The sequence below is a fragment of the Ensifer sp. Root127 genome (genome assembly GCF_001425225.1).
Taxonomy (GTDB): Bacteria; Pseudomonadota; Alphaproteobacteria; order Rhizobiales; family Rhizobiaceae; genus Ensifer; species Ensifer canadensis.
The window spans coordinates 180,791-196,170 of sequence record NZ_LMDX01000054.1 but is presented as its reverse complement, the minus strand read 5'-3'; the positions used below and the strand labels follow the sequence as shown (position 1 = coordinate 196,170).

The 15,380-nt window shown below is 61.8% G+C and carries 12 protein-coding genes; 7 read left to right on the top strand and 5 right to left on the bottom strand.

The features are described from left to right. Positions 1-224: 224 nt before the first annotated feature. Positions 225-569: a hypothetical protein gene (locus ASD03_RS36105; protein WP_057218999.1), complete on the top strand. Its 345-nt coding sequence runs from the start codon at positions 225-227 to the stop codon at positions 567-569. Positions 570-693: 124 nt separating this feature from the next. On the opposite strand, the gene ASD03_RS36100 is transcribed toward ASD03_RS36105, so the two are convergent. Then, positions 694-1,836: a Xaa-Pro peptidase family protein gene (locus ASD03_RS36100; protein WP_057218997.1), complete on the bottom strand. Its 1,143-nt coding sequence runs from the start codon at positions 1,834-1,836 to the stop codon at positions 694-696. 37 nt (positions 1,837-1,873) lie between these two features. Between ASD03_RS36100 and ASD03_RS41020 the strand changes: the two genes are divergently transcribed. Continuing rightward, positions 1,874-2,443 carry a hypothetical protein gene (locus ASD03_RS41020; protein ID WP_234907812.1) on the top strand — a complete coding sequence of 190 codons (570 nt, stop codon included), beginning with the start codon at positions 1,874-1,876 and terminating at the stop codon, positions 2,441-2,443. Positions 2,444-2,575: 132 nt separating this feature from the next. Then, positions 2,576-2,857, top strand: coding sequence for a hypothetical protein (locus ASD03_RS41015; RefSeq protein ID WP_228751018.1), 282 nt, complete (start codon positions 2,576-2,578; stop codon positions 2,855-2,857). Positions 2,858-3,021: 164 nt separating this feature from the next. On the opposite strand, the gene ASD03_RS36085 is transcribed toward ASD03_RS41015, so the two are convergent. The 3 genes from ASD03_RS36085 to ASD03_RS36075 are packed head-to-tail and all read right to left on the bottom strand — an operon-like array spanning position 3,022 to position 4,671. Further along, positions 3,022-3,555, bottom strand: coding sequence for a tail fiber protein (locus ASD03_RS36085; protein WP_057218993.1), 534 nt, complete (start codon positions 3,553-3,555; stop codon positions 3,022-3,024). 32 nt (positions 3,556-3,587) lie between these two features. After that, positions 3,588-4,088, bottom strand: coding sequence for a tail fiber protein (locus tag ASD03_RS36080; protein ID WP_234907811.1), 501 nt, complete (start codon positions 4,086-4,088; stop codon positions 3,588-3,590). Positions 4,089-4,140: 52 nt separating this feature from the next. Next, the gene (locus tag ASD03_RS36075) at positions 4,141-4,671 is read right to left on the bottom strand and encodes a tail fiber protein (RefSeq protein ID WP_057204819.1); all 531 of its coding nucleotides are present in this window, start codon (positions 4,669-4,671) and stop codon (positions 4,141-4,143) included. A gap of 295 nt (positions 4,672-4,966) precedes the next feature. Between ASD03_RS36075 and ASD03_RS36070 the strand changes: the two genes are divergently transcribed. Together ASD03_RS36070 and ASD03_RS36060 are read left to right on the top strand one after the other, a co-directional pair. Next, positions 4,967-7,360: an Ig domain-containing protein gene (locus ASD03_RS36070; RefSeq protein ID WP_162250562.1), complete on the top strand. Its 2,394-nt coding sequence runs from the start codon at positions 4,967-4,969 to the stop codon at positions 7,358-7,360. Between the two features lie 1,430 nt (positions 7,361-8,790). Continuing rightward, positions 8,791-11,433 (top strand): putative Ig domain-containing protein (locus tag ASD03_RS36060; protein ID WP_210177783.1); only part of this gene is annotated, 2,643 nt, incomplete at its 5' end. Positions 11,434-11,924: 491 nt separating this feature from the next. On the opposite strand, the gene ASD03_RS36055 is transcribed toward ASD03_RS36060, so the two are convergent. Then, positions 11,925-12,596, bottom strand: a complete 672-nt coding sequence (locus ASD03_RS36055; RefSeq protein ID WP_057204750.1) for a protein-L-isoaspartate(D-aspartate) O-methyltransferase — start codon at positions 12,594-12,596, stop codon at positions 11,925-11,927. Positions 12,597-13,077: 481 nt separating this feature from the next. Between ASD03_RS36055 and ASD03_RS36050 the strand changes: the two genes are divergently transcribed. Both ASD03_RS36050 and ASD03_RS36045 read left to right on the top strand, forming a co-directional pair. Then, positions 13,078-14,067, top strand: coding sequence for a LysR family transcriptional regulator (locus tag ASD03_RS36050; protein ID WP_057204748.1), 990 nt, complete (start codon positions 13,078-13,080; stop codon positions 14,065-14,067). 131 nt (positions 14,068-14,198) lie between these two features. After that, positions 14,199-15,368, top strand: coding sequence for an HlyD family secretion protein (locus ASD03_RS36045; protein WP_057218986.1), 1,170 nt, complete (start codon positions 14,199-14,201; stop codon positions 15,366-15,368). Positions 15,369-15,380: the final 12 nt, after the last annotated feature.

The following is a 15,380-nucleotide window of genomic DNA, read 5'->3' as shown; positions in this document are numbered from 1 at the left end:
TTTTTGTTCATCTAAGAATTAAGTGCGGGAAAGGCAGAAGAAAGGCGTTGATGCCAACCGAAGCGATCGCGATAGAGCGATACTGAAACGTCCAATGGTTGCCGCCTTCACGATTGTCATACAAAGGACGAGCGCGGCAACCGCCGTTGATGCTGGGGAACCTTACCTGGCCTTTGTCGTTCAGTTCTCAATAGGCTCAACTGAACTCTATTGAGGAGGCGGACATGCAAAAGTCCATTCATAATCTTTTGGCGGCAGGCCTGCTCTCGGTCGGCGCCCTCTCAGCCGTTTCATCCACGTCGTCGGCGCAGTCCCTCGACCTCTACATCGGCCCGGACGGACGTCCTGAGCTGCGCGATAGAGATCTGGACCGTCGATACTACGAGGACGAGTACGAGCGGCCCGGCTGTAGCGAGCGGCAAGCGCTTCGTCGTGCATCGAGACTTGGACTACGTGATCCGGAAATTCAGACCGTGACACGCAGACAAATCGTCATCGATGGCGAACGGCGCGGGCGGTTCGTGACAGTCGCATTTGCTAACCGGCCCGGCTGTCCGCGCCTCGGCTAAGCGTGCTGCTTCATTAAACAGGCTGGACCGCCGCAAGTGCTCTATCATCGGCCAGTCAGTCAGTTCATCACAGGCTTCATCGCCTGGACTGATGGCATCATGCCCCCGAGCGTAGTCATGTCGTTCAAGCAAAAGGCTGAGTTGGGCCGGTGGCGGGTTGCGTGAACCAGCGCGGTCCAGTGTCAGACATGAATATGTGGTCTTCGAGCCGGATACCGAACTGACCTGGTACGACGATCATCGGTTCGTTGGAGAAGCACATGCCGGCACGAAGGCGCGTGCCGTTACCGCGCACGATGTAAGGTTCTTCGTGGATCTCGAGGCCCAGACCATGACCGGCCCGATGGGGTAGGCCCGGTAATCTATAATCCGGACCAAGGCCCTCGCGCACGAGCACCGCTCGGGCCGCCTCATCCAGCATGCGAGCCTCCACGCCGATCTGCGCGGCTTCGAAGACCGCCTGTTGTGCCTCGCGCTCGATCGACCAGACGCGCTCAAACTCTGCGTCCGCCTCGTCCAGCATGTAGGTGCGGGTGAGGTCCGAGTGATAGCCGTCGATGCGTGTTCCCGTATCGACGAGGATCGCCTGTCCCTTCTCAAGCACCTGGTCGCCATCTGCCCCATGAGGCAGGGATGTGGCGGTTCCGAATGATACGATACAAAAGGTCGAGCCACCGGAGGCGCCGAGCGCGCGATGTTGTTCATCGATATAGCGCACGACATCGGAGGCCCGTATACCCGGCTCCATCATGACGTGCGCGCGTTTGTGAACCTCGAGGGTGAGATCCATCGCGTACTGGATCAGCGCGATTTCGGCTGCTGACTTGCAGAGCCTGAGATCACGGATCAAACGAGCACCATCACCGATGCGATCAACGCCGAGATTCCTGACGAGCTCATGATAGGCAAACAGCGGCAGCGCATCGTCGAGCGCGAGCTTATCAGTGGCTGCAAGCAGTGAAGCAATGAGCCGAGCGGGGCTTTCCTCTTCCTCCCAAGTGGCGATTTCGCCAGGCAGGTGCGGCAGTGTTTCCACGCGACTGCGCTCGAAACCCGGAACGATGTAAGTAAGTGTCGTGGGTGTCACCAGCGCACCGAGGAGACGTTCGCTTTGATGCCAGACAAGGCCAGTGAAATAGCGAAGGCTTTCTGTCGCTCCTATCAGAACGGCTGAGAAACCGGCAGCTTCCATGTTTTCGCGCAATCTTCCCAGTCGCGCATGTTTTTCCGTAGCGGAGATCGAGGCAGGGCGGGATGGCAAAGGCATGTCGGCTCCTATGTCAGAATCTTTGAGGTTTTTGCCAATGTACGAGGCCAAAACCCAACTGTCGATTTTATATATTTTCTATGTAGGCAATTTGTCGACAAGGATATTGGCGCGCGACACCCACCAAACGAAACGAAGGGAACAGAAGCCGATGTTCTTGTTCTGTGCTGAAAATTCGCTGAATGTACAAGGGGAACGCTGGCGGTCGCTTTCAGCGAAAGAACTCGAGATGCCCGAAGTCTTTTGCGCTCAACCGCAATGCTGTAGGTGTACAGCTATCGACCTAAGCGGGAATCATCGGGGAGAACAGCGCATGGAACTTCTGACGCTTCAAAATTTTGCGGGTTGTGTCGGCCAGGCGTTTGATCTGTCTCTTGGCGAGAGCACCGTGCCGCTGACCTTGGCGGAAGCTTCTCCGGGCACAACACAGATCCTGCCTGGCATGCGGCGCGCGCCTTTTTCCCTGGTGTTCCGCAGCAGTTCGGCGATCGTCCTGCCGCAGCAGATCTACCGCCTGAGGAATGCGTCGCTCGGCGCGCTGGAGATCTTCCTCGTACCGGTCGCCAGGGACAAGCAGGGCATCGTCTACCAGGCCGTATTCAATTGATGAGGTGAAAGGCGGTCAGAGACGCCCAGTCTCGGCGAGGTTGCAGCAAGACCATTCCATCTGGACGTGAGAACCACCATTCTCCTCGGCTCGAAAACCAAGACGATGGTAGAGAGCCTGCGCCCGGAAGTTATGCTGCTCGACGTGCAGGACGACGGCCTCGCAATCGGACACCGTCGCCTCGTGCTGAATGGCCGCCAACAGCGTGGTTCCGTGGCCTTGACGGCGCCATTGCGGCAAAACACCGATATCGACGATGAGCCAACGCTCCTTCTTCGCATCAAGATAGACGCGGCCGGCTGGCTCGCCTCCGATCTCGACAACGAGAAAATCTGTGTCGGGAAACGTCGCCATGTAGTGGCGATGCTGGAACAGGAACTGCTGTTGGAGAAAGGCGTGTTTCTGTTCGATTGACCAAGGCACCGCCGCCAGTTCCTCCGCTCGAAACGACCGGTAGAGCTGTAGCAGAAACGGAAAATCCTCGGATGTGGCGTGGCGCAAGGACATGCCCGCGACCGGCAGGCGAGGCGGATCGAGGCGTGCCGGAAATCCGATCGTGGCAATGTCGGCTGGCAACATCACCCGAACGACGGGAAGGTGCCGTTAAGGGCAATGCAGAAGTTCACGGCAAGATAAGGCTGTCGGTTTTCATGCGGCAGGTTGTTGCCCGCCAAGCCGATCATATTTGACGCGAATTGGGCATTCGGCTGAGCGTCCTTTGCCGTGACCGAGCTCTCGATGGGCACGGTCAACGCGTTGCCGGCAGAAGGTGCGCTTGCCCGTTTTGCCATGTCGGTCTGGTTGTAGATCGTGAACCCGTGCGTATGCGCCGGCATTTCCGACGTGCTCAGTGTGACGTTGTTTTCGCCGACAACCTCGCCGAGCGTGTGTTGCGAGAGCCCCGGTGCCATGCCCTGAGTGAAGCCGGCGCGGCCGGAAAAGTTTGGCAATTGAAAAGTGGAACTGCCATTGCCGCCGTAAGCTACGCCCAGTAATGAAAACAATGCCGTGTTCTGCTGAATTGCAAGCGTCGCGCCATTACAAAGCGCCCAATTGCGGGGCGCGAAATTGAAGCCAAAAAGCTGGATTTCACCAATGAAAGGCTCTGACATTTCTATTCCCTTATCGTGCAATGGGGGCTGCATCAGCTTTGCGACGGAAAGACACCGTATAGCGAGATGCAGAATTGCACCGTCAAGGTCGGCATCATATTGTCGTGGGGTTGGGTTTGTCCGGTGGGCCCGGTCGAGTTCGGGGACGTATTGAACCCATTAAGGCCAGTGACATCAGTGGCATACATCGTGTTGCCCGAGAGTGCGCCGAGTTCGGCGTTCGTTCCGATCGCGGTCGCGCTGGCTGCTGTCGTTGTCGCAAACATCGGATGGTTGTGCGGCGGCAGCTGGGTCGCGAGAAGGGTCACGGTTTCGGTGCCGCCAAGTTGGCCGGGCAAGCGCGTGCTCAGTCCTTGGCCGGTGCCCTGATGCAGGGGCACGCGACCGCGAAGGTCGGGCACGCCGAACGTATTCTGGCCGTCGCCGCCATAGGTGGTGCCAAGCAGCATGTACAGTGTGTCATATTCCGCGATTGACAGCAGCGAACCATCGCAGGCCTGCCAGCCGGTCGGCACGCGGGAAAAGCCAAACATCCGAATTTCCCCGATATAGGGAGTGCCCATTGTTATCCTCCGGCGGCTAGGTTCAATTGCGGGGCGGGTATACGCCCTGTAACGCAATGCAGAAACTGATGACGTTGAATGGCTGCATATTGGAGTGCGGCTGTCCGCCGCCCGCCGACGCGACGCTCTGGGGCGCCAGCACAACCTGCGCTTCGCCTGATGGCGCATAGATCGGCAGGGAGGTGGTACCGTAAAGCGTGTTCGTCGGGTTGCGCTGATTGGCCTCCGCAGTCGTCCCGTTGCCCTGATGTTGGTGGGCAGGAATCTGCTGCTGCATGAGGGTCACAGCTTCAATGCCACCGGCCTCTCCGATTTCATAGGGTGTCGGGTTCCAGCTGGGGTCGGCGGACGGACCGGCCGCTGCAGGCGTTCGCCCCTGCAGATTCGGCAGGGCAAAGGTGGTTGAGCCGTTGCCGCCGTAGTACGTCCCCAGCAAGGAGAACAGGGCCTGGTTCTGATTGATCCCCAAAATCTGGCCGTTGCACAGTGCAAAACCGCGCGGCGCAAAGCCGAACCCGCTCATCATGATCTGCCCCACAAAAGGTTCGCTCATGGTTGCCCCCATCCCGATAAAATTCGACGACTCTGGATTTATCCTGCGGCGCACTCTCTCTCATAACGAGCATCTTGGGAAGGGCGGTTTGACAAACTTTTTGAACGAGTTTCTCGCTAAAGTCGCACGATGCTGGGTTGTGTGACTCGAAAATACATGTCACTGGGTGAGGCGGTGAACGGACTGATCGTGACGATGGACTTGCGTCCATGTGACGTGCCGTGCGCACAAGGGCGGAACAATGGCGCAGAAATCGTTTGGTTGGGCAAACCTGGTGTGCGGATATCGCACGAACGTGGCCCACCTCCTTGCTTTGGTGATGTTTGCCTGCCTGGCGGCGCTGTGGCCGATATCAGCGGCTCAGGCGGCCTGTATTTCACCGCAGACGGCAACTATAAGCTCGGGCGGTACGGCAACCTTTACCTGCGCGGATTTCGGCTTTATTTCGCCGGCCAACATATCCCCGTCCCACGGCAGCCTGACCTTCGGAATGCCGTCGAACACTTCGGCGCTCATCTACACTAACAACGGCGACGGTGCGACATCCGACACGTTCATCGTCAAGGATGATTTCGCGACGCCGATTACATTCAACATCACGATCAATCCGTCGACCTCCCCGCTGACGGTCACGCCCTCGAGCGTTGCCACGCCGGTGATCGGCACGTCCTATAATCAGGCGCTCAGCACGAGCGGCGGAACCGGCCCCTATACCTATTCGCTCGTCGCAGGCAGCAATCTGCCGCCCGGCCTCTCCCTTTCCTCCTCCGGTATCATCTCCGGTACGCCGACCGGCTCGGGTCCCTACAATTTTACCGTCCGTGTTGTCGATTCGACGACGCCGACGGCCAATACGCTCGATAAAGCCTACAGCGTCCTCATCGCCCCGCCTACCATCGACGTAACACCGGATGCTCTGCCGGACGGTGGTGTCGGTACGGCCTATAGCGTCCAGTTTTCTGCAAGCGGCGGCACTCCCGGCTACACCTATACCCGCGACAGCGGCAGCCTGCCCCCCGGGCTTACGCTCTCGACCAGCGGTCTCCTGACCGGCACGCCATCTGCGGTTGGCAGTTCGACCTTCAACCTGAAGGTCCAGGACAGCACCACCATCTCGACCGGCGGGGTGCACTTCATCACGCAGAACGTTACGGTCACCGTGATTGCCTTCCCGCCGTTGTCGCTGACGCCGGCAAGCGGCACAGCGCTTTCGGCCGGCGTGGTGGGAACCTCCTATTCCAACGCATCGATCTCGGCGAGCGGGGGGTCTGGCACAATCACCTACGCGGTGACCGCCGGCGCACTGCCGGCAGGCCTCGGCATCAATGGATCGACTGGCGCGATCACCGGCACGCCTACAGTGGGCGCGATTGGAACCGCGAATTTCACTGTGACGGCGACGGCTGCGACTTCCGGTTCGGCTTCGGCCAGCTACTCGATCACGGTGTCAGCTCCGCCGGTGGTGCTGACGCCGGCGAGCGGCGCTTTGACCGGCGGTACCGTGGGGGTGTCCTACTCTAACACCTCGATCTCGGCGAGCGGCGGTGTCGGGACGATCACCTATGCAATTACGGCCGGCTCGCTGCCGGCGGGTCTTTCCATGAATACATCGACCGGTGCGATCAGCGGGACGCCGACGGCGGGCGGGTTCGGCACGGCGAACTTCACGGTGACGGCGACGGCCGCGACCACCGGTTCCGCTTCGGCTAGCTACTCGATCGCGATCGTAGCACCGCCTGTGGTGCTGACACCGGCGAGCGGCGCCTTGGCGGGCGGCACGGTTGGCGTTGTGTATCCGGGTGTGTCAATTTCGGCGAGCGGTGGGTTGGGGACGATCAGTTACGCCGTGACATCAGGTGTTCTTCCTGCAGGCCTCGCCCTGAACCCGTCAACCGGTGCGATCAGTGGCACGCCGACGGCGGGCGGGTTCGGCACTTTCAACTTCACGGTGACGGCAACCGGCGCAACCGCGGGCTCGGCTTCGGCCAGCTATTCCATCACGGTGGCCGCGACGCCGGTGGTGCTGACGCCGTCAGATGGTACGACGCTAACGGCGGGAACCGTTGGCTCGGCCTATTCCGACGCATCGATTTCGGCGACCGGCGGCGCGGGCGCGATCACCTATTCGGTGACCGCTGGCGGTCTGCCCGCGGGCCTCACCCTGAATGCATCGACCGGTGCAATCAACGGCACGCCGACGGCGGGCGGGTTCGGTACGGCGAATTTCGCGGTGACGGCGACGGCCGCGACCAGCGGCTCGGCTACGGCCAACTATACGATCGTGATCGGAGCACCGCCGGTGGTGGTGACGCCGGCCACAACGGCTCTGATGGCCGGCACCGTCGGTTCTGCCTACTCGCAGACGATTTCGGCAAGCGGCGGTGTGGGTGCGTTCACCTATGTGGTTAGCAGCGGAGCGCTTCCCGATGGCCTCACTCTGAATGCGTCGACCGGCGCGATCAGCGGCACGCCAACTGCCGGTGCGTTCGGTACAGCGAATTTCACGGTGACGGCGACGGCGGCAACGGCGGGTTCTGCATCGGCGACCTACTCGATTGTGGTTGGAGCTCCGCCCGTGGTGCTGACGCCGGCAACCGGCACAGCGCTTTCCGGTGGCACGGTGGGCTGGTGTCGGCACGTTCAGCTATGCGGTGACATCAGGCGCTCTTCCGGCGGGCCTTGCTCTTGATGCGGCCACCGGCGCGATATCAGGCACACCGACGGCAGCGGCACTCGGCACCGCGAATTTCACGGTGACTGTGACTGCTGCGACGAGCGGCACGGCCTCGGCGAGCTATTCGATCACGGTGGTGGCGCCACCCGTGGTGCTAACGCCAGCAAGCGGTACGGCGCTTTCGGGCGCCATGGTCGGGTTGTCCTATTCGGGTACGTCGATCTCCGCGAGCGGCGGTGTGGGTGCGTTCAGCTACACTGTAACGACCGGCGCCCTTCCGGCGGGCCTCGCCATTGATCCGGCAACCGGTGCGATATCAGGCACGCCGACGACGGCCGGCTTCGGCACGGCGAACTTCACGGTGACGGCGACAGCGGCCACGGCAGGTTCTGCCTCGGCGAACTACACGATCGTGGTGGGGGCGCCGCCGGTGGTGCTGACGCCGGCAAGCGGCACGGCGCTTTCGGCCGGCACGGTCGGTTCATCCTATTCGGACACCTCGGTCTCGGCAAGCGGCGGCGCAGGTGCGATCGGCTTTGCGGTGACCGCTGGATCCCTACCTCCCGGCCTCATGCTCAACGCATCGACCGGCGCGATCACCGGCACGCCGACTGATGCAGCGCTCGGCCAGGCGAGTTTCACGCTGACAGCGACGGCGGCAACCAGCGGTACCGCGTCGGCCAGCTACACGATTGTGGTGGGAGCGTCGGCCGTGGTGCTGATGCCGGCGAGCGGCGCTGCGCTGTCGGGTGGAACGGTGGGGATCTCCTACTCGGAGACCGCGATCTCGGCGAGCGGCGGTGTAGGCACATTCACTTATGCGGTGACCGCCGGCTCGCTTCCGGCGGGCCTGAGCATCGACACGGCGACCGGCGCGATTGCCGGCACACCGACGGTTGCAGCACTCGGCACGGCGAATTTCTCGGTTACGGCAACGGCGGCGACGAGCGGCTCGGCTGCGGCCAACTACTCGATCACCATCGCGGCCCCGCCGGTGGTGTTGACCCCGGCAAGCGGCGCATTGGTGGCCGGGATCGTCGGTTCGACCTATTCAGACACGTCGATCTCCGCGAGCGGCGGCGTGGGTACGATCAGCTATGCGGTGACGGCGGGTACGTTGCCGGCGGGCTTGACCATCGATGCGACAACAGGTGCCATCACCGGCACGCCGACGGCAGCGGCACTCGGCACGGCGAATTTCACGGTCACGGCGACGGCTGCAACCGCGGGCTCCGCCTCGACCGGCTACACGATCACAGTTGGTGCTCCGCCCGTGGTGCTGACGCCGGCAACCGGCACAGCGCTTTCCGGTGGCACGGTGGGCTCGTCCTACTCGGACACCTCAATCTCCGCGAGCGGCGGTGTCGGCACGTTCAGCTATGCGGTGACATCAGGCGCTCTTCCGGCGGGCCTTGCTCTTGATGCGGCCACCGGCGCGATATCANATCTCCGCGAGCGGCGGTGTCGGCACGTTCAGCTATGCGGTGACATCAGGCGCTCTTCCGGCGGGCCTTGCTCTTGATGCGGCCACCGGCGCGATATCAGGCACACCGACGGCGGCCGGTTTCGGCACGACGAGTTTCACCGTGACGGCAACCGCGGCGACCAGCGGTTCGGCTTCGGCCAATTACTCGATCGCCATTGGAGCGCCGGCTCTGGTGCTGACGCCGGCTACCGGCACGGCGCTTTCGGCCGGCACCGCCGGCTCGTCCTATTCGGATACGTCGATCTCGGCGAGCGGCGGTGTTGGTACGATCAGCTATACGGTGACCGCCGGATCGCTGCCGGCAGGCCTGAGCCTCAATGCGTCGAGCGGCGCGATATCAGGCACGCCGACGGCGGGCGCGCTCGGTACGGCGACCTTCACGGTAACGGCAACGGCGGCAGTAACCGGTTCCGTCTCTGCAAGCTACTCCATCGCAATCTGGGCCCCGACGCTGGTGTTGACCCCGGCAACCGGCACGGTGCTGTCAGCCGGAACGGTCGGCGTTGCCTACTCGGATACGTCGATCTCGGCGAGCGGCGGTGTTGGTACGATCAGCTATACGGTGACCGCCGGATCGCTGCCGGTGGGCCTGAGCCTGAATGCGTCGAACGGCGCGATATCAGGCACGCCGACGGTCGGCGCGATCGGCACCGCGAACTTCACGGTGACGGCGACGGCGGCGACTAGCGGCTCTGCCAATGCGAGTTATTCGATCACGGTCGCAGCGGTGCCGGTAGTTTTGACGCCGGCTACCGGCGCGACGCTTTCATCCGGCACTCTTGGCGTCGCCTATTCGGACACGTCGATTTCTGCAAGCGGCGGCGTTGGTGGGTTTACCTACGCCGTGACATCAGGCGCCTTGCCTGGCGGTCTCATGCTGGATGCGTCAAGCGGCCGCATTTCCGGAAAGCCGTCCGCTGACGGCGACTTCCGCTTCACCGTGACGGCAACGGACGCGAGCGGCGCCACAGGCCAGGCGAACTACTCGCTTTCTATCCTACCCAGCAATTTTGTCTTCAGCCCGTCTGCCGGTGCGCTGCCAGACGCGATGGTCGGCGAAGCCTATTCTTCGCGCATTTCGGCGACCGGCGGCGTTGGCGCTCTGGTCTACAGCGTCAAGAGCGGCGACCTGCCGAAAGGCATGGTTCTCAACGTCTCCACCGGGGAATTGACCGGGCCACTCGCCAGCGACGCGACGCCCGACACCTACCGCTTCACCATCGCGGTGACCGACAGCCGCGGCGCCAGCGGATCGGCCACCTATACGCTGAAGCTGAACGGACGCTCTGTCACCGCGCCGGACTTCGTCATCGACGTTCCAGCGGGTTCGGCGCCGAACAACGTTTACCTCAACAGCGGCGCGACCGGTGGCCCGTTCATCAACGCCGCAATCGCCTCGGTCGAGCCTCCGATTGCCGGCAAAGCAGAAATCGTCGAGGGGGAACTTGCGGCCGCAGGCAGCTTCACACCGGTCGGCTACTATCTCAAGTTCACGCCCAACCCATCCTATTCCGGCTCTGCGGTTGTTGGTTACACGCTGCACAGCGCGTTCGGCTCCTCCAATGTCGGCCACGTAACCTATCGGATTGCGCTCGATCGCGTGGCAGTCGGAGAAGAGATCGACGGCCTCGTGCGCGACTTCGTCCGCACACGGCAGAACCTGCTTTCGTCGACGGTCCAGGTGCCGGGCCTTCTCGATCGACGTCGGGCTGCGGCGAGTACCGATCCGGTGACGACGGCTGTAACGCCCACGGACAAGGGCGCACGGCTCGGCTTCTCCTCCAGCCTCGCCCAGATCCAGGCAGCACGTGATGCAGCCGATGCGGCTGCAGCCGGCCAAACCTTCGTGAAGACTGACCAGCTCTTTGACATCTGGGTGAACGGTAGCTTCCTGTTCCACAAGGATGAAGATGACAAAAGCGACAAATGGGGCAATTTCGCGCTGTTCTCAGTTGGTGCCGACTATCTCATCAACGACCGTGCTTTGGTCGGCCTGTCCTTCCACTACGACTACATGACGGATCCGACGGCGGAGGACGCCGAACTGACCGGCAATGGCTGGCTCGCCGGCCCCTATGCCTCGTTCGAAATTGGGCAGGGCGTCTTCCTCGACGCCAACCTGCTCTATGGCGGCTCGTCGAACGACATAGATACCGGCATCTTCGGCGGCAGCTTCGACACCAGCCGCTGGATGGCGGATGTGAAGCTCACCGGCGAATGGCAGCTCGACGAGCTCACAGTTCTGACGCCGAAACTCAGAGCCGTCTATTTCAACGAGAAGACTGACGATTACACCGTGAAGAACGCGATCGGCGAGACGATCGATCTAAAGGGCTTCATCGAGGAACAGGCGCGCTTTAGCGTGGGGTTCGACGTCGAGCGGACGCTTGAGCTGGAAAACGGGTTGACCCTGTCGCCAACGGTCGGCGCGGATGTCGGCTTTGCCTCGCTCGATGGCGAAGGTCTGTTCGGACGGGTCGAGGCCGGGCTTGCACTTTCCAACAACGACAACTGGGACCTCGACTTCTCGCTGCTGTTCAACATCGAAGGTGACGGCTCGCAGTCGGCCGGTGCCAAAATCGGCGCGCGCGTCAGCTTCTGACAAACCGCGCGATGATCGGTGATAGCGGTCAGCTGGCGGCAATAAGGCGGCGCTGACTAGTGACTGTGCGGCGATTGCTGAGACGATCACGTGGTGAGTGGGCCTGAGGCACTGACGGTCGCAAAAGGGCGGGCCACCCCAACCTCGCAGGCGACGCGTTACATCGCCTTATTCCTCAAACCTGCGAAAGCGCTTGTTCTGAACATCAGGTCGCACAATGTATCGATCGGATCCATTCCGGTCGCGGCACTCGATTTCATCGACCGGCAGAACAATACCCAGTATGGTTCTGCTGTTTCAACTCCACCCGCACGCACGGCAACACCCACCTGAAACCCCTGGCAAACTTCGTGCAGGCAATGATGCTGGCTTTCGGGTCAAATCCGCTCACATCAGGATTTTTGTCAATCAGCCGAGCGTCTGCATGGGCGTGGTAAACGATCCTCGGAATAGAATGTGAGGGTCTATTTTGCCAGATGGCAACGCGGGCATCAGACCGTCTCGAGCCGGCCGAACCGAACCGGGATGAATTGCCGCGTCTCGAGTCGTCCCGCCGAATCCTTGTCAATGACAGTCAGAAACTGTTGTTCAGAGCCCATAGGAAGAACCAAACGGCCCATTGGCTTGAGCTGCTCGAGCAAGGCCGGCGGCGCCTCCTCGGCCGCCGCCGTAACCAGGATCTTGTCGAATGGCGCGCGTTCGGGCCAACCGCCAGACCCATCGCCGATACGAATGCCGACATTTGAGATGCCGAGGCTTCGGAGGAGAGCCTCGGCATGGCTTGCAAATTCCTCGATGATTTCAACGCTCCAAACCTGCCCGGCGAGCTCCGCGAGGATTGCGGCTTGGTAGCCCAAGCCGGTGCCGATCTCGAGCACTGCCTCATGCGGTTGGGGATCAAGGAGATCGATCATGAGAGCGACCATGAAGGGCTGCGACACGGTTTTATCGAAGCCGATCGGCAGCGGCATGTCCTGATAGGCAAAGGGCGCAGCCGGTGCGGGCACAAAGAGATGCCGGGGCACCTGGAGCATCGCTGCCATCACCCGTTCATCGAACGCCGCCTTGCCGAGTTCTTCGCTTTCAAGGTCGGCATAGATTGCAATCACCTCGACCATGTGCCTGCGCAGAACCGCGAGGTGCTTTTCGTTCATTGGCTTCATGAGCGCGGGCTCTCCTCAGCCAGGTGGGTGCCAGCTAGGTTTCTCACATTAAACGGCCATGGGTGTACGATCGCAAGATCAAAAGGCCAATAATGGCCCCAGCGATCCGGCGCCTCACAGGCAAAGGCTCAGAGGGGTGGAGCTGCGGATCCAGCAGTGATGTCGTGCATTGTCCCACTCGGTCCCTTCTCTTGCGTGGACTGTCGCGCGTGGCGCAATCTCGCTCAATTCAATGGGATTCCCATCCACCATAAAAGGCTCACCGAAGCCAGGTACAGGATGGCATCTGCAAGCATTCTCTGACCGGGCTTCAAAGTGGTACCGAGCGTTTCATTCCGGCAAGGCCATTGCCGCGCGTCTTCCTGGATCATCATTTCACACCTTCCCGTGGGTTCGCGCTCCAGCCCGATGGCCGCGGCGGCGCGCATCTGACTGGCGGGATATGCGAAGCCCGGCTACATTAATCAAATGAATCAGGGCCATGTCGAATATGCGTGACGTTCATAATCTCGATCTCAATCTCGTGCGGATCTTCAATGCGGTGCTGGACGAGCGTGGCGTCACCCGGGCAGCCGAGCGCCTGCATCTGACGCAATCGGCTGTCAGCCATGCCTTGGCGCGACTGCGCGAGATCATCGGCGACGAACTGTTCATCCGCGGCTTCGACGGCATGCACCCGACGCCCCGGGCGGCCGAATTGGCGCAAGCGTTCAAACCGGCCCTCGTTCAGATCGAGGCTGCGTTGTCCGAGCCGGTTTTCAATCCGGCAACGTCCGAGGTCGAGTTTTCGATCTCGACTTCGGACTACATCACCGCAACGATTGTCCCGGATTTGATGTCGCGCATGCGCAAGGCGGCGCCGAACGCCCGCTGCCGCGTGCGCGCGCTCAGTGAAATGAACATCACCGAGGAACTCGATCGCGGAACAATCCATGTCGCCATCGGCGTTTTCGGCAAGACGCCCTCGCGCTTCGTCAGCGAACCGCTGTTTTCGGACCAAAGCGTCTGGCTGATGCGCCGGGATCATCCCGCCGCCAGGGGCGCCTTCGGCCTGCGCGAACTTTCGCTCTATCCGCAGATCGACATTCTGATCTCCGACCAGATCCAGGCGGGTGCTGGCGCGACAATCGATCAAGGCGGGCTGGAACGCGCCTATATCACCAGCAATCCGCGTCATATTGAGGCCCTGCTTGGTGCCGAAGGCCTGGTACGCAAGGTCGGAGCCACCGTTTCTCACATTTTGGCCGTGCCCTCGCTGGTGGCTGCGACCGATATGCTCGCCTTCACGCCGCTGCAATTTGCCAAGCGCGCCGCCAAGGCACTCGACCTGACCTGGCGGGAGCCGCCCTACCAGGCGCCGGCGTTTCAGATCTCCATGCTGTCACATCGCACCATGGGCGCACATCCGTCGGTGCAATGGCTGCGCAATGAACTGATCGAAAGCGCCAGGCGCTATGGCGTCGAAGAATGACGCCGGTATCTTTGATCTGCATGAATGGCACTCATTTCTCACATGCTCAATGATCATTTCATTCATTGCCGCTCAGGGCTCATATTGTCGAAATCTTGATCTGGTCCAACGGACCCAAAGGATTTACGGCAATGAACGCAGTCGTCACGGAACTTCCCGTTCAGGACAAGCGAACGGCTCCGATGCAGACCCCAGCAACCGGCCGGTCGCAGAGCGAAGAGCCGAGGCAAACGAAAAAGCAGCGCCGCAAGCGGAGCTATCTCGCCCTTACGCGCGCCGCCGTCATCGTCATGGGCATAGGTCTTGCCACGGTGATACCGCTCGGCTGGGGGCAGTGGGTGGCCGGTTTCACCGACCAATCGACTGACAACGCCTATCTGCGCGCCGACATAACGCCGGTTAGCACGCAGATCGGCGGACATGTTCGCGCCGTTCTCGTCAGGGACTTCGAGCGCGTGCACGCCGGCGATATCCTGGCCGAAATCGATCCTGCCGAATATCTGGCAAAGGTCAGCCGTGTGCGGGCTGCCGTATCGGCGGCCGAAGAGGCGATCCGCAATGTCGATAGCCGCGTGCGGTTGCAGCACCGCATCATCGCGCAGGCGCAAGCGAGCATTCAGGCGACGGCCGCAGACCGCGATCGCGCGGCCGCCGAGCATGGTCGGCAGAAGACACTCGCCCGCGACGGCTGGTCGACCGGCCAGAGGCTGGAAGAGGCGCTTGCCGCCATCCGCCGCTTCGAAGCCCAGATGATCGAGAAGCAGGCCGAAGTCGATGCCGAGCGGCAGCAGTTGGACGTGTTGGGCACGCAGCGCGAACAGGCATCGGCCGAGCTTGCCAGTCGGCGCGCCGAGCTTCAGCTTGCCGAAATCGAACTTGGCTATACCAAGGTCATCGCGCCGACCGACGGCGTCGTCAATGTGAGCAGTGTGCGTGCCGGCCAGTATGTGTCGGCTGGGACGCGCGTGATCTCCGTCGTTCCGCTGCCGAATGTCTATGTGGTGGCGAACTACAAGGAAACGCAACTCGGCAAAGTCCGGGTCGGCCAGGCCGTCACGATCGCCGTCGATATGTTTCCGGGCGAACGCCTTGCCGGCCGCATAGAGCAGATCTCGCCCGCGAGCGGTTCGGAATTCGCCCTGTTGCCTGCCGACAACGCCACCGGCAACTTCACCAAGGTCGCCCAGCGCATCGCGGTGAAGATAGCGCTGACCGATGTGCCCGAGGGGCTGCGCCAGCAGTTGCGGCCCGGCATGTCGGTCGTGTCGACCATTCACACCGATACGCCCGCGAAGCTCTGAGGACGGGGAGGG